The sequence below is a fragment of the Patulibacter defluvii genome, assembly GCF_034096925.1.
Lineage (GTDB): Bacteria > Actinomycetota > Thermoleophilia > Solirubrobacterales > Solirubrobacteraceae > Patulibacter > Patulibacter defluvii.
Map to the genome: position 1 here is coordinate 273,882 of NZ_JAWZSQ010000002.1, position 17,566 is coordinate 291,447.

Annotated in this window: 15 protein-coding genes; 8 read left to right on the forward strand and 7 right to left on the reverse strand. The window is 74.6% G+C overall.

The genetic code is table 11. The features are described 5' to 3' along the window. Positions 1 to 54: 54 nt before the first annotated feature. Positions 55 to 1,086, forward strand: a complete 1,032-nt coding sequence (locus tag SH587_RS03390) for an AraC family transcriptional regulator (RefSeq protein ID WP_320669153.1) — start codon at positions 55 to 57, stop codon at positions 1,084 to 1,086. Between the two features lie 13 nt (positions 1,087 to 1,099). On the opposite strand, the gene SH587_RS03395 is transcribed toward SH587_RS03390, so the two are convergent. Further along, complete coding sequence (locus SH587_RS03395) at positions 1,100 to 2,623, reverse strand: aldehyde dehydrogenase family protein (RefSeq protein WP_320669154.1); 1,524 nt, start codon at positions 2,621 to 2,623, stop codon at positions 1,100 to 1,102. Continuing rightward, positions 2,620 to 3,516 carry an SDR family oxidoreductase gene (locus SH587_RS03400; RefSeq protein ID WP_320669155.1) on the reverse strand — a complete coding sequence of 299 codons (897 nt, stop codon included), beginning with the start codon at positions 3,514 to 3,516 and terminating at the stop codon, positions 2,620 to 2,622. The genes SH587_RS03395 and SH587_RS03400 overlap by 4 nt, the downstream gene beginning before the upstream one ends. A gap of 224 nt (positions 3,517 to 3,740) precedes the next feature. On the opposite strand from SH587_RS03400, the gene SH587_RS03405 reads away from it, so the two are divergent. Beyond that, the gene (locus SH587_RS03405) at positions 3,741 to 5,738 is read left to right on the forward strand and encodes a hypothetical protein (RefSeq protein ID WP_320669156.1); all 1,998 of its coding nucleotides are present in this window, start codon (positions 3,741 to 3,743) and stop codon (positions 5,736 to 5,738) included. A gap of 17 nt (positions 5,739 to 5,755) precedes the next feature. On the opposite strand, the gene SH587_RS03410 is transcribed toward SH587_RS03405, so the two are convergent. Further along, a complete protein-coding gene (locus tag SH587_RS03410; RefSeq protein ID WP_320669157.1) occupies positions 5,756 to 6,406 on the reverse strand; it encodes a TetR/AcrR family transcriptional regulator in 651 nt (216 codons plus the stop codon). A 71-nt stretch (positions 6,407 to 6,477) separates the two neighbouring features. Here SH587_RS03410 and SH587_RS03415 point away from each other — a divergent pair, with 71 nt between their 5' ends. Further along, positions 6,478 to 7,887, forward strand: a complete 1,410-nt coding sequence (locus SH587_RS03415) for a cytochrome P450 (protein ID WP_320669158.1) — start codon at positions 6,478 to 6,480, stop codon at positions 7,885 to 7,887. Here the strand turns inward: SH587_RS03415 and SH587_RS03420 are convergent. Then, positions 7,884 to 8,753 carry an esterase/lipase family protein gene (locus SH587_RS03420; RefSeq protein ID WP_320669159.1) on the reverse strand — a complete coding sequence of 290 codons (870 nt, stop codon included), beginning with the start codon at positions 8,751 to 8,753 and terminating at the stop codon, positions 7,884 to 7,886. The genes SH587_RS03415 and SH587_RS03420 overlap by 4 nt on opposite strands. Before the next feature lie 154 nt (positions 8,754 to 8,907). Here SH587_RS03420 and SH587_RS03425 point away from each other — a divergent pair, with 154 nt between their 5' ends. Continuing rightward, a complete protein-coding gene (locus tag SH587_RS03425; RefSeq protein ID WP_320669160.1) occupies positions 8,908 to 9,549 on the forward strand; it encodes a TetR/AcrR family transcriptional regulator in 642 nt (213 codons plus the stop codon). A gap of 39 nt (positions 9,550 to 9,588) precedes the next feature. Here SH587_RS03425 and SH587_RS03430 read toward each other — a convergent pair whose 3' ends face one another. Further along, positions 9,589 to 10,725, reverse strand: coding sequence for an acyl-CoA dehydrogenase family protein (locus tag SH587_RS03430; RefSeq protein ID WP_375341726.1), 1,137 nt, complete (start codon positions 10,723 to 10,725; stop codon positions 9,589 to 9,591). A 186-nt stretch (positions 10,726 to 10,911) separates the two neighbouring features. On the opposite strand from SH587_RS03430, the gene SH587_RS03435 reads away from it, so the two are divergent. Together SH587_RS03435 and SH587_RS03440 are read left to right on the forward strand one after the other, a co-directional pair. After that, complete coding sequence (locus SH587_RS03435) at positions 10,912 to 12,573, forward strand: AMP-binding protein (RefSeq protein WP_320669162.1); 1,662 nt, start codon at positions 10,912 to 10,914, stop codon at positions 12,571 to 12,573. Continuing rightward, a complete protein-coding gene (locus tag SH587_RS03440; protein WP_320669163.1) occupies positions 12,570 to 13,295 on the forward strand; it encodes a TetR/AcrR family transcriptional regulator in 726 nt (241 codons plus the stop codon). Before SH587_RS03435 ends, SH587_RS03440 begins: the two co-directional genes overlap by 4 nt. Here the strand turns inward: SH587_RS03440 and SH587_RS03445 are convergent. Both SH587_RS03445 and SH587_RS03450 read right to left on the reverse strand, forming a co-directional pair. Continuing rightward, on the reverse strand, positions 13,250 to 14,143 hold the full coding sequence (locus SH587_RS03445) for an SDR family NAD(P)-dependent oxidoreductase (RefSeq protein WP_320669164.1): 894 nt from the start codon (positions 14,141 to 14,143) through the stop codon (positions 13,250 to 13,252). The genes SH587_RS03440 and SH587_RS03445 overlap by 46 nt on opposite strands. Further along, entirely contained in the window at positions 14,143 to 15,582 is a 1,440-nt protein-coding gene (locus SH587_RS03450; protein WP_375341727.1) for a flavin-containing monooxygenase, read from the reverse strand. Before SH587_RS03450 ends, SH587_RS03445 begins: the two co-directional genes overlap by 1 nt. A gap of 296 nt (positions 15,583 to 15,878) precedes the next feature. Here SH587_RS03450 and SH587_RS03455 point away from each other — a divergent pair, with 296 nt between their 5' ends. After that, a complete protein-coding gene (locus SH587_RS03455) occupies positions 15,879 to 17,075 on the forward strand; it encodes a lipid-transfer protein (protein WP_320669166.1) in 1,197 nt (398 codons plus the stop codon). 50 nt (positions 17,076 to 17,125) lie between these two features. Further along, the gene (locus SH587_RS03460) at positions 17,126 to 17,560 is read left to right on the forward strand and encodes a type II toxin-antitoxin system Rv0910 family toxin (protein WP_320669167.1); all 435 of its coding nucleotides are present in this window, start codon (positions 17,126 to 17,128) and stop codon (positions 17,558 to 17,560) included. Positions 17,561 to 17,566: the final 6 nt, after the last annotated feature.

The following is a 17,566-nucleotide window of genomic DNA, read 5'->3' on the forward strand; positions in this document are numbered from 1 at the left end:
TAAGTTGTGGGGCGATGGCCCGTCCCCCGAGCACCTACGATCCGCGCTGAGGGCATGTCGTCGCCCGCGCCCGATCGCTGGTGGGACTTCCCCCGGGGCCCGAACGGGGTCCGGGTGCTGGTCGCCGTCGGCGTCGACCGCGGGCTGCGGGTGGCCGACTGCCTGGCCGGGAGCGGGATCGCGCCGGCCACGCTCGACGATCCCGACGGCTGGATCGCGGCCGGCCAGGAGCTGCAGGTCGCCCGCAACCTGGTCGCGCGGCTCGGCGACGTGCCCGGGATCGGCGTCGACGCCGGCCGCCGCTACACCCTGGCCAGCATGGGGATCTGGGGCTTCGCGGTCCTCACCAGCCCGACCTGGGGGGCGGCGATCGACGTCGGGCTCCGCTACGTCCAGCTGACCTTCGCCTTCGTCCGGCCGCGGCTGCAGGACGACGGCCGCCAGGTGCGGCTGGTGATCGACGACGACCACGTCCCGGCCGACGTCCGCGACCTGCTGGCCGAGCGCGACCTGACCTCGGCCGCGATCGTGATGCAGGCGATCGCGGGCGGCGTGCCGCCGCTGACCGTCACCACCCGGCTGCCGCCCGAGCGGGCGTCGCTGGTCGCCGCGGCGATCCCCGAGGTCCGGCTGCTCGGCGGTCGCGAGCAGACGGCGATCACCGTCGAGCGGTCGCTGCTGGAGACCCCGCTGCCGCAGGCCGACGAGCTGACCTGGCGCGCCACCCAGCGGGCCTGCGCGGAGCTGGTCGCCCGTCGCCGCGAGCGGGCGGGGATCGCCGGCGCGGTCCGCTCGCGGCTGCTGGCGCGGCCCGACCGGATGCCGGGGCTGGCCGAGGTCGCCGGCGAGCTGCACGTCTCGCCACGGACGCTGGTGCGGCGGCTGGCCGCCGACGGGACCAGCTTCAGCAGCCTCCGCGACGAGGTCCGCGAGGCGCTGGCCGCTGAGCTGCTGCGGGGCACCGCGCTGACCGTCGGCGAGGTCGCGGCGCGGCTCGGCTACGTCGACGCGACCAGCTTCACCCACGCCTTCACCCGCTGGACCGGCCAGCCGCCGGGGCGCTTCCGGGCCGACGCGGCCGCTTAGCCTGGATCCAGGCTCAGCCAGCTCGCTCCAGCCGCCGCAGGGCGCGGCGCGCGTGGCCGACCAGCAGCCGGTCGGCGAGCGCCCGCACGCGGTCGCCGGCCGCGTACCAGAGCGGCTCGTGGCGGAGCGCGATCCGGCTCTCGACGACGACCTCGGTGCGGCAGAACTTCCGCAGTCCCTCGGCCCCGCCCATCCGGGCCCCGATCCCCGACGTCTTCCAGCCGCCGTGCGGCGCGGTCGTCGTCATCAGGTTGACGATCACGTCGTTGACGTTGACCGCGCCGCACTCCAGCCGGGCGGCGATCCGCCGGCCGCGCTCGCGGTCGCGGGTGAAGACCGACGCCGAGAGGCCGTACGCGGAGTCGTTGGCCAGCGCCACCGCCTGCTCCTCGTCGCGGACCCGCATGATCGGCAGCGTCGGGCCGAAGGTCTCCTCGCGCATGCAGTCCATCGCCTGGTCGACGTCGACCAGCACCGTCGGCTCGTGGAAGCAGCCGGGACCCGGCCGTCGGCCGCCGCCGATCGCCACCCGCGCGCCGGCCGCCCGCGCCTGCGCGACGTGCCGCTCGACGGTCGCCAGCTGCCGCTCGTCGATCAGGGCGCCGAGGTCGTGGCCGTCGCCGCTGCCCTGGCGCAGCGCCCGCACCTGGTCGACGACCAGCGCGACGAAGCGGTCGTGGACCGTCTCGTGGACGTAGACCCGCTCGACCGAGACGCAGGTCTGGCCGGCGTTGAAGAGCCCGCCCCAGACAGCGGCGCTCGCCGCTCGCTCGAGGTCGGCGTCGTCGAGCACCAGCATCGCGTCCTTGCCGCCCAGCTCCAGGCTGACCGGCGTCAGCCGCCGCGCTGCTCGCTCCATCACCGCCCGGCCGCCACGCGACGAGCCGGTGAACTGGACCATGTCGACCGCGTCGACGACCGCCTCGCCGGTCGCGACCGCGCCCAGCGCCGCGTCGAGCACCGCCGGCGCCCCGGCCCGCGCGCGCCAGCCGCGGACGATCTCGGCGGTGGTCAGCGGGGTCAGCTCGGACGGCTTGACGAGCACCGCGCAGCCGGCCGCGAGCGCCGGGACCGCGTCGAGCAGCGCCATCGCGATCGGGTAGTTCCAGGGCGCGATCACCCCGACCAGCGGGTAGGGACGGCGGTGGACGGTGACCCGCTTGTGGGCGACCAGCGCCGAGGCCGGCGGCCGCCGCTCGGGGGCCAGGAAGCGCCCGGCGTGGCGGCCGTAGTAGGCCAGCAGCTCGAGGATCATCGGGATCTCGACCCGGGCGTCGCTCGCCGACTTGCCGGTCTCGGCGATCAGCAGCCGTTCCAGCCGCGGCCGCTCGTCGGCCAGCCAGCGCCCGAAGCGGGCGAGGGCGGCGCCGCGCCCCCGCGGGCCGAGGGCCAGCCAGGCCGGCTGGGCGGCACGCAGCCGGGCGGCGGTCGCGGCGACGGCGTCCGCGTCGGCCCAGGCGACCTCGCCGACGACGGTGCCGTCGGAGGGTGAGCGAACGGCGTGGCGGGTCGCGGCGGTGGTGGCGGTAACGGTCATCGGCGGTCGCCGGCGGTCGTGGCGTCGTCGCGCTGGCTGTGGCCCTGGACCGGCGCCGCGGCCCGCGCCTCGTAGCCGATCCGCTCCGCCCGGTCGGCGGCGTCGACCATCAGGTGGTCGCTGCCGACCAGCCGCAGCGCGCGGTCGCGGACCCGCGGCGGCAGCGCCCCGCCGGCGCGGTAGGCGGGGGCCAGGAAGCGCGGCACGTAGACCTCGGGCCGCGGCCGGCGGAGGGTGCCGACGATCGCGGCGGCGACGTCCTCGGGAGCGATCCGCAGCGGCCGCGGCGCGCCCTCGATCCCGGCCGTCAGCTCGGTGTCGACGACGGCCGGCATCACGCACGAGACGTCGATCCCGCTGCCGTGCAGCTCGATCCGCAGCGCCTCGCAGAAGCCGACCACGGCGAACTTGGTGGCGCAGTAGGTGGCGAGCCCGGCGGCGCCGATCCGGCCGGCCTGCGAGGCGACGTTGACCAGGTGGCCGGCGCCGCGGGCCCGCATCCGCGGCAGCGCCAGCTTCGAGCCGGTCAGGACCCCGTGGAGGTTGATGTCGACGATCCGGTCGGTGGTCGCGTCGTCCTCGTCGGCGAAGGCCCGGATCGGCATGATCCCGGCGTTGTTGACGAGCGCGAAGAGCGGCCCCAGGTCGCGCTCGGCGGCGTCGAGGAAGGCGGCGAAGCTGGCCCGGTCGGTGACGTCGAGCGGGTAGGCGCGGATCGCGTCCGGCCGGCCGCCGCCCAGCTCGTCGGCGGTGCGGGTGGCGAGCTCGGCATCGAGGTCGCCGATCGCGACCCGGGCGCCGGCGGCGAGCAGCGCGGCAGCGGTCGCGCGGCCGATGCCGCGGGCGCCGCCGGTGACGGCGACGAGCTGACCGGTGAGGACGTGGCGGGGCATGGGCCGACGCTAGGCGCCGGGGCCGCCCGCGACCATGATCGGCGGAGCCGCGGGGTTGATCGATCGCGCCACGCCACCCCGAACCGCCCGCCCCCCCCCCGCCGCCCCCGCCACCTCGCGTGGCGGATCGCCCCCGCACGCCGGGGGTCAACCGCCACGCGAGCCGGGGGGCCGGGTCGTGCTGGAAGTAAGAAACAGGACGGACGGTCTATAAGATGCCGGCGATGTGGTGCCTCCGGCCGGTCCTGCCCCTCGCCGTCGCGGTCGCCTGCCTGCTGGGCGCGGCGCCGGTCTCGGCGCTGCCCGGCGAGGCGGCCCTGACCTCCAGCGCTCCCGACGCCGACGGCGTCCGGACCGGGCTGGTGCGGTTCGTCGCCCCATTGCCGGCGGCGGCGGGGCCGCGACCGGCCGCCTGCGGCCGGCTCGGCTACCTGCGCGCCCGGCCGGCCTCGGGTCCGGACGACCCCGCCGCGGCCGACGCGATCGTGTCCCTGATGCCGGGCTTCGAGGCCGGGGCCGGCGGGCTCGAGCCGGTCGCCCGCAACATCGTCCGAGCGGCGGCGCTGCGCGGGCAGCGGGTCGAGGTCTGGGTCATCGACCGCCGCGCCAACTGCCTGGAGGACCACCGCGGGCTGCGGGCGGCGGCCGCCTCGCCGAACCCCGATCTGGCCGCCGACTACTACCTGCGCGGGCGTCCGCTCGCCGGGGCGCGGTTCGCCCCGCCGGCGGCGGGCGACGTCGCCTTCCTCGCCCACCAGGGGCTGGGCCGCACGCTCGAGGACTGGCGGACGGTGATCGCCCGGGTGCCGGCGCCGCTGCGCGACCGCGTCCTCTGCGGCGGCCACTCGCTCGGTGGCCTGATCACCGGCCAGCTCGCGCAGTGGGACTTCGACGGCGACCCGGCGACGACCGCCGACCAGGGCTGGCGGCTGTGCGCCGGGCTGGTCGTCCTCGACTCCCGGACCGAGCTGCTGGGCGCGGCGCCGGGCCTGCTGCTCGACGGGGTCGGGGCGCTGACCGGGCCGCTCGGACTGGGGATCGGCGACCTGCTCGGGACGGTCGCGCCGGCCGTGCCCTACTCGCCCTTCGACCAGGCGTTCATCGCCACCGACGCGCTCGCGTCGGCGGCCCGGGTGGCGCCGGACGCGCGCAGCACGATCCTCGCCGACCTGCCGGGCGGCTCCTTCGGCGGGCTGCTGCTGACGGCGATGGTCGACGATCCGCTCGCCCAGGTGCTCGGCGCGCCCGCCACCCGCGAGCTGCGCGCGACCAACGCCGCCGCGCTCGGCCTGGTGGCGGACGACGATCGCTCCGGCGTGGCCTACTTCCGGGCCAGTCTCGGGGCGCCGGCCGGCGGCCCGGTGGCGGCGAAGGACTTTCCGCTGCCCTACGGCACGCCGATGAGCCCGGCGGGGCTGCTCGGCGGCACGACGGTCCGCCCGACCGACCGCGGCGCCACCTACGGCTGGACCGCCTACGATCGGCTGCCGGCGGGCGGCCTCTTCCCGGCCGACCGGCCCGAACTGCGCTACAGCGACCGCGGCCAGGAGGCGACCGACCTCGGCCAGTTCGCCCGCGCGATGACGCTGCCCGACGTCGACGGCTGGGAGTGGTATTTCCCGCTGCGGCTGCTGACCGACGTGGTGGCGGCGAACCTCGGCGACCGCGGCGGCACGGCCCGCCACCGGATCCCGGCCAACCTGGCGCGGCGGCCGGCGCTCTACCTCGACGCCGAGCACGGTTTCGCGCCCGGCCTGGGGACGCCCGAGCTGGCGGGTCGCGACACCACCCGGGTGGTGCTCCCGGGCTACGACCACCTGGACGCGACCTACGCCGCCTGGCGCCAGCCCGACGGCCGGCCGGAGCCGCTCAGCCGGGCCGCGGCGGCGTTCGTCCAGCGGCTGGCGCCGACGCGGCCGCGGGCCGCTGCCCCGCCGCCGCGGGCGTGCGCCAGCCGGCGACGGTTCCGGATCCGCGTGCGTCCGGCCGACGCCCGCCGCGCGCGGGTGACGGTCGCCGGCCGCTCGGTGCGGGTGACGCGGCGCGGCGGGCGGCTGACCGCGGTCGTCGACCTGCGCGGGCGGCCGCGGTCGGTCGTGCGGCTGGTCGAGACGGCGACGGTGCGGCGCCATGGTCGCGCCCGAACGGTGCGCCACGTCCGCCGCTACCGCCCCTGCGGTTCGCCCCCGCCCGCCCAGCCCTCTCGCTCGCGTGGCGGTTGAGACCCGAACGCCGGGGGTCAACCGCCACGCGAGCGGGAGGTGACCGTGCCGGCGGCGGCGACGCAGAGCCGGGCGACCTCGTCGGCCAGCTCGTCGAGCGGGGCGGGGTCGTCGGCCTGGATCCAGTCGCCGACCGCGTGGAGGGTGCCGGCCACGATCACCGTCGTCGCCAGTCGCAGCCGCGTCGGGTCGATCGCGGCGGGGTCGCCGAGGGCGCGGATCTGCTCCGAGAGCAGGTCGACGGTCAGCGCGATCAGCTGCTCCTGGCGCTCGCGGACCAGCTCGGTCCCGAGCGTCTCGCGCATCGCCCGGGCCTTGCGCGGGTCGTCGGCCAGCAGCTGGACCGCGGCCAGGATCGCGGCCCGCGAGACGGCGAAGAGGTCGCGCGGGGCGCGGGCGATCGCGCCCCGGATCGCGTCGGTGACCTCGTCGGCGAGCTGGTCGCTGAGCGCGCGGAGCAGGCCGTCGCGGTCGCGGAAGCTCTCGTAGAAGTAGCGCTCGGTGAGGCCGGCGCGGGCGCAGACGGCGGTCATCGTCAGGCCGGCGACGCCGACCTCGGCCAGCACGTCGAGGCCACCGTCGAGCAGCCGCCGCCGGCGGTCGGCCCGCCGCTGCTCGGCGCTGATCCCGCGGTAGGGGCGGACGACGGGCGGCGGCACGCGATTCATCTTGACAGGCTCTCCTGTCGACTTCTATGTTCTGACAGGGCGCCCTGTCAAAGAGCTGCGGAGGCGGACGAATGCGCACCCCCACCCCGGAACGGCCCTTCGACCTGCCGCGGATGGCCACCGAAGCGGTCGCCGAGCTGCGGCGGCGCGCGCCGCTGCCCCCGGGCGAGACCCGGGTCAGCCTGCGGCGGACGATGGCCTGGCAGCGCGACCCGCTCGGCAACTCGCTGGCCGCCTACGCCCGCTATGGGCCGATCTTCACCCACCGGATCCTGCACCGGCCGGTGGTGGCGATGATCGGACCGGAGGCGAACCACTTCGTGACCGTCTCCGGCGCGCACCACTTCAGTTGGCGGCGGGGGATGTTCGGCGAGGAGCTGATCCCGCTGCTCGGCGACGGCCTGATCACCACCGACGGCGAGTACCACGACCGCGCGCGCTCGATCGCGATGCCGGCCTTCCACCGCAAGCGGATGGACGACGCGGTGGCGGTGATGGTCGACGAGGCGCGGCGGGCGGTCGCGGCGCTGCCGGTCGGCGGCACGGCCGACCTCTACGCCTGGGCCCGCGACCTGTCGATGAGCATCTCGATGCGGGCGCTGGTGGGGATCGACCCCCACGACCGCGACCGCGGGCACGCGCTGGCGACGGCCTTCGAGCGGGCGCTGGCCTACCTCGACAGCCCGCTCTGGTCGCTGCCGCTGCGCGGGCCGGGGACGCCGTGGGCGCGGATGCTGCGGGCGCGGGCGGAGCTCGACGCGATGCTGCTGGCGGAGATCGCCCGTCGCCGCCGCGACCCCGGCGACGGCGGCGACATCCTCGGCATGCTGCTGGCCGCCCGCGACGACGAGGGGCAGGGCTTCAGCGACGGCGAGCTGCGCGACCAGCTCTGCACGATGCTCTTCGGCGGCCACGACACCTCCTCCTCGACGATCTCGTTCCTGCTCCACGAGCTGGCCCGGCACCCGCGGGTGCTGGCCCGCGTGCGCGAGGAGGAGCGGCGGGTGCTGGGCGGGGCCGACCCCGGCGTCGACCAGCTGGCGCGCGAGCTGCCGGAGCTGGAGATGGCCTTCGAGGAGACGCTGCGGCTGTACCCGCCGGTCTGGTTCGGCCCGCGGCTGGCCGTCAGCCCGTTCGAGTTCGCCGGCCACCACGTGCCGGCGGGGACCCACGTCACGTACTCGACCTGGGTCAGCCACCGGCTGCCCGACGTCTTCCCCGAGCCAGCCGCCTTCCGCCCCGAGCGGTTCGCCCCCGAGGCCCGGCGGGCGCTGCCGCGCGGCGCCTACATGCCGTTCGGCGGCGGCCAGCGGATCTGCATCGGCAAGCGCTTCGGCCACCTGGTGGTGAAGGCGGTGGCGACGGTGCTGCTGCGGGAGCGCGACCTGGCGCTCCCGCCCGGCCACCGGCTGCAGATCGACAAGACCCCCACGCTGAGTCCGCGCGGGGGCCTGCGGATGCGGATGACGCGGCGGTACTAGGCGCCGAGCGCCCAGTACGGGACGCAGATCGGCCGCGGGGCGTGCTCGGGGGCGAGCCGGTTGATCACCAGGCTGATCAGGTTCGGGTCGACGGCCAGGCCAACGTGGCCGCTGAAGTCGACCGGGCACGACTTCTGGAGCACCAGGTCGGTCGCGTTGGGCGCGTTCATGAAGCCGCTGGTGTAGGGCGTGACGACGGTGTCGTACTTGGTCACGATGTTGGTGTAGACCGGTCCCGGCGCGGCCGCGGTGCCACCGGTGTTCAGCTCGTTCAGGAAGTCCGATCCCTGGAGGAACTGCGAGCAGGCCTGGCAGCCGACGGCGTCGAGCACCGGCTGCAGCTTCAGCGCCTTGGCCAGCGTCCCCAGCCCGGAGAGCGTCGTCCCGCGGTAGTTGGCGCCGAAGCCGACGAAGCGCTTGACCTTCGGCGCGCCGCCGAGGACCTTCGCGTAGTAGGCGGGAACGGTCGTGCCCTCGGAGTGGCCGACGACGTTCACCTGCGCGGCACCGGTGCTGGAGCGGACGCGCTCGACGAAGGCGCCGAAGTCGCGGGCGCTCTGGCGCATGTCGCCGAGGCCGCCGACCAGGTCGCCCAGGAACGTGGTGCCGCCGTAGGTCGTCGAGTACACGCAGTAGCCGGCGAGTTTCAGTGCCGGGGCCAGCACCAGGAAGTTGTCGACGCCGTTGGCGCCGAGGCCGTGGCCGAGCACGACCGGCTCGGGGTGGGCGGCGCTGGGCCGGCAGGACCAGTCGTTCCAGCCGCTGGTGGGGGCGGCCGACGCGGCGGCGGGGGACAGAACGGCGACCGCGGCGACCGCGGTCACGAGCGCCGCCAGCAGGCGACGGGGGACGGACGAACTGCGCATGGACACCCTCTCCTCAGAAGGGAAGCATCGCGGCGGCGGGCGCTCGCCACGGCCGACGAAAGCATTCAAACATGTCGACCGGTTCAGAACAAGAAATCTTTTCCAAACTGTCCGCGGGCGGTCCTGGTCGGGCCGGCGGACTATCGTGCGACGCGTGCCCCCGGCCCGTCCAACGCCCGCCGCGCCGCGCCGGATCCGCGGCCTGACCGCCGACGAGCGACGCGAGCAGCGGCGCCGCGCGCTGCTCGACGCGGCGCTCGAGCTGTTCGCGGCCCGCGGCTTCGGCGAGGTCTCGATCGAGCAGCTGTGCCAGGCGGCCTACGTCAGCACCAAGAGCTTCTACGAGCTGTTCGACGGTCGCGAGGCCTGCTACCTGGCGCTGATGGGCGAGGTCACGGCCGAGGCCCAGGCCGAGATGGCCAGCGCGCTGGCCGGCGCGCCGGACGACGAGGAGGCCGGCTCGCGGCGGCTGCTGGAGGCGTTCGCGCGAGCCTTCGCCGCCGACCCCCGCCGGGCCGAGGTGCTCTTCGGCCAGGGCAGCGCCACCAGTCCGACCGTCGAACGCCAGCGGCGGACGAACCGCCGCTGGGCCGCCGCCTTCGTGAGCGAGATCTGGCGCCGCTACCACCCGCAGGGCGAGCTGCCGCCCGGCGTCGCGACCGGGCTGATCGGCGGGCTCTTCGACATCGTCGCCGACTGGGTCCTCGACCTCGACCCGGACGACGAGCAGGGCGCCACGGCGCTGCTCGCCCGGCTGACCGCGTTCTACGGCGCGGTCCGGGCGGGGTTGGCGTAGCGGACGGCGATCGGCCGTCCGCGTCGCGGCCCCGCGGGTCTACCCCAGGTCCATCCCGCGGCCGATGATCTCCTTCATGATCTCGTTGGTGCCGGCGAAGATCTTGGTGATCCGGGCGTCGGCGTAGGCCTTGGCGATCGGGTACTCGGTCATGTAGCCGTAGCCGCCGTGGAGCTGGACGCCGTCGTCGACCACCCGGCAGAGGAGGTCGGTCGAGGAGTACTTGCCCATCGCGGCGTGCTCGATCGAGAGCTTGCCCTCGACGTGCTGGCCCAGCTGCCAGTCGGCGAACAGCCGCGCCTTGACGCACTCGGTCTTCAGCTCGGCGAGGATGAAGCGGGTGTTCTGGAACTGGCCGATCGAGCGGCCGAAGGCCTTGCGCTCGCGGACGTAGTCGATCGTCAGGCCGAGCGCGGCCTCGGCGCCGGCGGTCGCGTTGAGGGTCAGGGTCAGCCGCTCCTGGGCCAGCTTCTGGACCAGGTACATGAAGGCCATGCCCTCGTCGCCGATCAGGTTGTCGACCGGCACCCGGGCGTCGTTGAAGAACAGCTCGGCCGTGTCCTGGCCGTGCATCCCGAGCTTGTCGAGCTTGCGGCCGCGCTCGAAGCCGGGGGTGTCGCGCTCGATCCCGAGCAGGCTCAGGCCGCCCTCGGTCTTGACCGCGGTCACCACCAGGTCGGCGTTGATGCCGTTGGTGATGAAGGTCTTGGCGCCGTTGACGACGTAGTGGTCGCCGTCGCGGACCGCGGTGGTGGCGATCGCCTGCAGGTCGGACCCGGTCCCCGGCTCGGTCATCGCGACGGCCAGGATCGTCTCGCCCGAGACGCACTTCGGCAGCCAGCGCTGCTTCTGCTCCTCGTTGCAGAACGAGATCAGGTAGGGCAGCACGACGTCGTTGTGGAGCATCGCCCCGGCGCCGAAGCTGCGGCAGTCGGCGCGCACGACCTCCTCGCCGAAGACGGCGTTGAAGCGGAAGTCGTCGATCCCGGCGCCGCCGTACTCCTCTGGCACCGCGAGCCCGAGGAAGCCGTTGGCGCCGGCCTTCAGAAACGCGTCGCGATCGACGATCCGCTGCTCCTCCCAGTGCGCCTCGTGGGGGGCGATCTCGTTCTCGAGGAAGCGGCGCGCGCTCTCGCGGAACGCCTGGTGGTCGTCGTCGAAGATCGGCCGCTCCATCTCGCCGCCGACCAGCTTCCAGGCGGCGCTGTCGTGGTCGATCGTGGGGGCCGAGCCGGCGCGGGGCTCGAGGGTGCTGCTCATGTCGGCGTCCTTGGTCGGCGGGTCGCCCGGACGGGGCCCGGAGGTGCGTCGCGCTGAAAGATACCAACCCGACGGTTTTTTTCATCGGGTACGCTGCTCGCCATGCTCAGCCGGATCGTCCGCGCCGCGCCCGCCGCCGCGACCACGGTCGTCGCCCGCGCGGGCGACGAGATCGCCTACCTCCGCGCGCTCGTCGACGCCGGCTTCGTGCGGGCCGATCGCCCGGCGACGGTGGCCGCCGCGCTGCGGGCGATCCGCGCCGAGGGACCGCTCGGCGCCGCCCTCGCGCTGCCGGTCGCCCGCCACCCGCAGCGAACGGCGATCGTCGACGAGCGCGGCGCCACCACCTTCGCCGAGCTCGACCGCCGGACCAACGCGCTGGCCAACGCCTGGCGGGCCCGCGGAGCCCGGCCCGGCGACGGGGTCGGCCTGATGATCCGCAACCACGCCGGCTTCGTCGAGGCGCTGTTCGCGGTCTCGAAGCTCGGCGGCCGCGCGATCCTGATGAACACCGACTTCGCCGGCCCGCAGCTGGCCGAGGTCGCGGCCCGCGAGGGCGTCCGGCTCTTGGCCTTCGACGACGAGTTCGCCGACCACGTGACCGGCGTCGACGCGCCGCTCGGCCGCTTCCGGGCCTGGGTCGAGCGCGAGGGCGACGTGCCCGGGGCCGACGGCACCCTCGACGAGCTGATCGCGAGCGCGCCGGCCACTCGGCCGCCGGCGCCGGGCGAGCACGCGTCGCTGATCATCCTCACCAGCGGCACCACCGGGACGCCGAAGGGCGCCCGCCGCCAGCAGCCGAAGAGCCTCTCGACCCTCGGCGGGCTGCTGACCAGCGTGCCGCTGCGGAGTGAGCAGGCGACGGTGATCGCGACGCCGATGTTCCACGCGCTCGGCCTGGCCCACGCGATCCTCGCCGTCGGCCTCGGCTCGACGCTGGTGCTGCGCCGGCGGTTCGATCCGGCGCTCGCCGTCGAGGACGTCGCCCGCCACCGCGCCAGCGGCCTGATCGTGGTCCCGATCATGCTCCGCCGCTTCCTCGACGCCCACGACGAGGCCGGGCGAACGGCCGACCTCTCGTCGCTGCGGGTGGTCTTCGTCGCGGGCTCCCAGCTCGGCGGCTCGCTGGCCACCCGCGCGCTCGACACCCTCGGCGAGGTGGTCTACAACCTCTACGGCTCGACCGAGGTCGCCTACGCCACGATCGCCGAGCCGCACCACCTGCGGATCGCGCCCGACGCGGTCGGGCCGGTGGTGCGCGGGGCGCGGGTGCGGATCCTCGACGACGACGGCCGCGACGTCCCCACCGGCGTCACCGGCCGGGTCTTCGTCGGCAACGGGATCCCCTTCGAGGGCTACACCGGCGGCGGGGGCAAGGAGAACGTCGGCGGGCTGCTTTCCTCCGGCGACGTCGGTCACTTCGACGAGCACGGGCTGCTGACGATCGACGGCCGCGACGACGACATGATCGTCTCGGGCGGGGAGAACGTCTTCCCGGGCGAGGTCGAGGAGCTGCTGGCCGGCCACGACCTGATCGCCGAGGCGGCCGTCGTCGGGGTCGACGACGAGCAGTTCGGCAAGCGGCTGCGGGCCTACGTCGTGCTCCGCGAGGGCGCGCGGCTGGACGAGCAGGGCGTGCAGCAGCTGGTGCGGGAGAACCTGGCGCGGTACAAGGTCCCGCGCGAGGTGCGGTTCCTCGACGAGCTGCCCCGCAACCCGACCGGCAAGGTGCTGAAGCGCGAGCTGGAGGACGTCCCCGCATGAGCCGCCCCCTTCCCCGCCAGGCGACCAAGGCCGCCGGCCAGGCCGGCAAGGCCGCCCAGAAGGCGGTCCGCCGCGCCGTCGCGGGTGGCCGCGGCGGCGGTGGGCCAGCCGCGGACGGCGCCCGCCGGACCCAGGAGGAGCGCCGCGCCGAGACCCGCGGCAAACTGCTCGACGCCACCATCCGGAGCCTGGTGGAGGTCGGCTACGCCGGCACCACCAGCCGCTACGTGGCCGAGCTGGCGGGCGTCTCGCGCGGGGCCCAGACCCACCACTTCCCGCACCGGCTGGACCTGATCGCCGAGGCCTACGAGCACCTGGCCAACGAGCGGATCCAGGCGATGGCCGAGGAGGTCGTCGGTCGCCGCGACGCCGGCGCCGGCGTCGGCGGGCTGCTCGACGTGGTCTGGGCCGACTTCTCCAGCGACCTCTTCGAGGCCGGCACCAAGATCTGGATCGCCGCCGCCGACGACGCCGAGCTGCGTGAGCGGCTGCTGCCGGTCGAGCGGCGGCTGCGGCGGATGATCCGCGAGACGATCGCCGGGCTGGTCGGCGGGCTGGCCGAGGACGCGGTCCTGATGGCGAAGGTCGACCTCTGCATCAGCACCGTCCGCGGGCTGGCGCTGGCCGAGTCGTTCGAGCCCCGCGAGACCCCCTCGAAGGTCGGCCGCTGGGCGATCTACCGGCCGCTGCTGGAGGAGCTGATCGGCGACGTCCGCGCCTGAGCGGCCTGCTCGCGGTCGCGCTCGCGGACCGCGTCGACGTAGGAGTGGGCGCGGCGGCTGCGGACGAGCAACGCGTCGCTCAGCGGCCCGAGCAGCCCGCGCAGGGCGTAGACCGGCCCGAGCCAGCCGGGGACGATCGTGCGCGCCGCCCGCCGCTCGATCCCGTCGGCGACCCGCTCGGCGACCGTCCGCGGCGCGACCCGGGTGGCCACGAAGCCGGGGATCAGCCGCTCGGCGTGGGCGTAGAGCGGATCGGCGGCGAAGCGGTCGACGAGCCCGGTGTCGACCAGCCCGAAGTGAGCGACGCCGACGGTCGTGCCGCTCGGCGCCAGCTCGATCCGCAGCGACCGCGCGAGCATCTCGACCCCGGCCTTGCTGACCCCGTAGGCGGCCCAGGTCGGGGTCACGACGAAGGCCGCCGCTGACGAGATCACCAGCACGTGGCCGCGCTGGGCGGCGACCGGCCCGACCCCGGCCCGCAGCGTGCTCCAGACCCCGGTCAGGTTGACGTCGAGCACCTGGCGGGCGTGGTCCGGGTCGCCCTCGTCGACGGTGATCGAGCGCGGGCCGATGCCGGCGTTGGCGATCAGCACGTCGATCCGCCCGCGCCGCTCGACGACCGTCGCGATCGCGTCCGCGAGCGCGGCCGGGTCGGTGACGTCGGCGGTCAGCCCGAGCGCGTCGCCACCCAGCTCGCGGGCGGCGAGCGCCGCGGCCTCGCCGTCGCGGTCGAGGATCGCGACCGTCGCGCCGCGGGCGGCCACCGCCGCGGCGGTCGCGCGGCCGATCCCCTGGGCGCCGCCGGTGATCACGACCACGGCGCCCGCCAGGCGCAGGCGGCGGCGCATCAGGCCGCGCCCCCGGTCGTGGCCGGGACCCGCACCGGGGTCGTCACGTGGTCGGCCTCCTCGATCCGCGACAACAGCCGGCGGTGGTGGTCGGGGGTCCACGGCCACAGCTCGGGCAGGCCGTCGGCGCCCAGGTACCAGCTGTCGCAGCCGGTGGTCCAGACCGTCCCGGGCATCGCCGCGCGCATCGAGGCGTTGAAGCGGTCGGTCGCCTCGGGCGTCGGCTGGACGGTCGCCAGCCGCCCGGCCCGCCAGCGGTCGATCCACCGCAGCACGTAGGTCGCCTGGGTCTCGGCGATCGCGGTCAGCGAGTAGTTGCCGACCGGGCTGTGGGGGCCCATCAGCATGAAGAAGTTGGGGAACCCGGGCAGCGAGACGGTCCGGTAGGCGCGCGGGCCGTCGCTCCAGGCCTGCTCGATCGTCAGGCCGTCCTCGCCGACCAGCTCCATCGGCCGCATGTAGGCGTGGGCGTCGAAGCCGGTCGCCAGCACCAGCACGTCGACCTCGTGCAGGCGGCCGTCGCGGGTCCGGATCCCGCTCGGCTCGATCCGCTCGATCGCGTCGGTGACCAGCTCGACGTCGTCGCGCTGGACCGCGGGGTAGAAGCCGGACGAGACCACCAGCCGCTTGCACATCGGCTCGTAGTCGGGGGTCAGCTTGCGCCGCAGCGCGGGGTCGCGGACCGACCGCAGGTTCAGCCGGCAGAGCTCGCCGACCACCCGCCGCCGCCAGCCGGGCTGGGTCAGCGCCCGCGCGAAGTACTCGAAGCTGGCGCGGGTGACGCCGTAGCCGACCCGGTCGAGCAGCGGCAGCCGCCCGTGGAGCGCGCGGGTGATCCGCGAGTAGCCGGGGTTCGGCAGCGGCAGGATCCACTGCGGGGTGCGCTGGAAGAGCGAGACCCTCCCAGCCACGCCGGCCAGCCCGCAGACGATCTGGACCCCGGTCGAGCCGGTCCCGATCACCGCCACCCGCCGCCCTTCGACGGGCACGTCGTGGTCCCAGCGGGCGGAGTGGAAGCGGGCCCCGGCGAAGTCGTCGAGCCCGGGGATCGCCGGCACGCGCGGGTCGCGGAGGATGCCGCAGCACGAGATCAGGAAGTCGGCCTGGTGCTCGTCGCCGGCCGCCGTCCGCAGCCGCCAGCGCTCGTCCTCGAAGCGGGCCGAGACGAGCTCGGTCCCGAAGGCGATCCGCCGCCGCAGCCGCAGCCGGTCCGCGACCTCGTCGAAGTAGCGGTGGATCTCGGGCCCGGGGGAGAAGAACCGCGACCAGTCCGGGTTGGGCGCGAAGGTGAACTGGTAGAAGCGCGACGGCACGTCGCACGAGAGCCCGGGGTAGGTGTTGTCGCGCCAGGTGCCGCCGACGCGGTCGGCGCGCTCGAAGAGGGTCACGTCCTCGATCCCGGCCCGGTCGAGGGTGGCCGCCATGCAGAGGCCGGACATGCCGGCGCCGATGATCGCGACGGTCGGGGAGCGGTGGGGCTGCACGTCGCGACCGTACGCCGCGCGGAGCCTGCGCGGGAATGACCGGACCGGACAGCGGGTTGATCGATCACGCCACGGGCCGGGAACCGCGATCAACGCTGGAGATTCGCGGGTGGCGCGCGGGTCGGAGAAAAAGAAACCGTCCCGCCTGTTCAAAAAAACCAGCAGGTCTGTATCTTTCATCTCGGCCCGTGGCGGCCGGCCCTCCGGCCGCGCCGCGCGGGACGGAACCGCGAGCGAGAAGGAGCGACCAGGTGGCGAGCAAGAAGGTCTACGTCGTCGGCGTCGGGATGACGAAGTTCGAGAAGCCCGGGCGTCGCGAGGGGTGGGACTACCCGCAGATGGCGCTGGAGTCGGGGACGAAGGCGCTGGAGGACGCGGGGATCCCGTACGGCGAGGTCGAGCAGGCCTACGTCGGCTACGTCTACGGCGAGTCGACCTCCGGCCACCGCGCCGTCTACGGCCTCGGCCTGACGGGGATCCCGGTCTTCAACGTCAACAGCAACTGCTCGACCGGGTCGAGCGCGCTGTTCCTGGCCGCGCAGGCGATCCGCGGCGGGCTCGCCGAGTGCACCCTCGCGCTCGGCTTCGAGAAGATGCAGCCCGGCTCGCTCGGCTCGACGTTCAACGACCGGACGCAGCCGATGGACCGCCACATCGATCTGCTGGCGCAGATCTCCGAGGTCAAGTTCCCGCCCGCGCCGTGGATGTTCGGCGCCGCCGGCCGCGAGCACATGGAGGAGTTCGGGTCGGAGCCGATCCACTTCGCCAAGATCGGCGAGAAGAACCACCGCCACTCGGTCAACAACCCCTACGCGCAGTTCCAGGATCAGTACTCGCTGGACGACATCCTGGACGCGCCGGAGATCTACTCGCCGCTGACCAAGCTGCAGTGCTCGCCGACCTCGGACGGCTCGGGCGCGGCGATCCTGGCCAGCGAGGACTTCGTCGCCAAGCACGGACTGGCCGGCCAGGCCGTCGAGATCGTCGGCCAGGCGCTGACCACCGACTACGAGTCGTCGTTCAGCACCCGCAAGGCCCGCGACGTGATCGGCTACGACATGAACGTCCAGGCCGCGCGCCAGGTCTACGAGCAGTCGGGCCTGGGGCCGGAGGACTTCCAGGTGATCGAGCTGCACGACTGCTTCTCGGCCAACGAGCTGCTGCTCTACGAGGCGCTCGGGCTCTGCGAGGAGGGCGAGGCGCCGCGGCTGATCGACGACGGCCAGACCACCTACGGCGGCCAGTGGGTCGTCAACCCCTCCGGCGGCCTGATCTCGAAGGGCCACCCGCTCGGCGCCACCGGCCTGGCCCAGTGCGCCGAGCTGACCTGGCAGCTGCGCGGGACCGCCGACAAGCGGCAGGTCGACGGCGTCGAGGCCGCGCTGCAGCACAACATCGGCCTCGGCGGCAGCGCCGTGGTCACCGCGTACCAGCGGGCGGAGCGCTGAGCGCGCCCGTCACCGACTTCCCGAAGCACCGAACCACGAGGAGCAGCACCATGGGCAAGATCAGCGCCAACGTCACGATCCCCGCCACCCCGGACAAGGTCTGGGAGCAGATCGTCGATCCGAGCAGCTACGAGAACTGGCTGACCATCCACACCAAGTGGAAGGGCGACGTGCCGGCTCGCTACACCAAGGGCGCCACCGCGTCCGAGGTCGTGACGATGCTGGGGATGCCGAACACGATCACCTGGACCGTCGACGAGCTGGAGGAGGGCAAGGCCCTGACGATCTCCGGCGAGGGGATGGCCGGTGTCAAGGTGACGTTCGGGTTCGCCCTCGAGTCCGACGGCAACGGCGGCTCGAACGCCACGATCAACGCCGAGTTCGTCGGCGCGATGATCACCGGCGCGCTCGGCAAGGCGGTCGAGAAGGACGGCGAGAAGAACCTCAACCAGTCGCTCGAGAAGCTCTCGGCGCTGGTCGCCTGAGCGCGG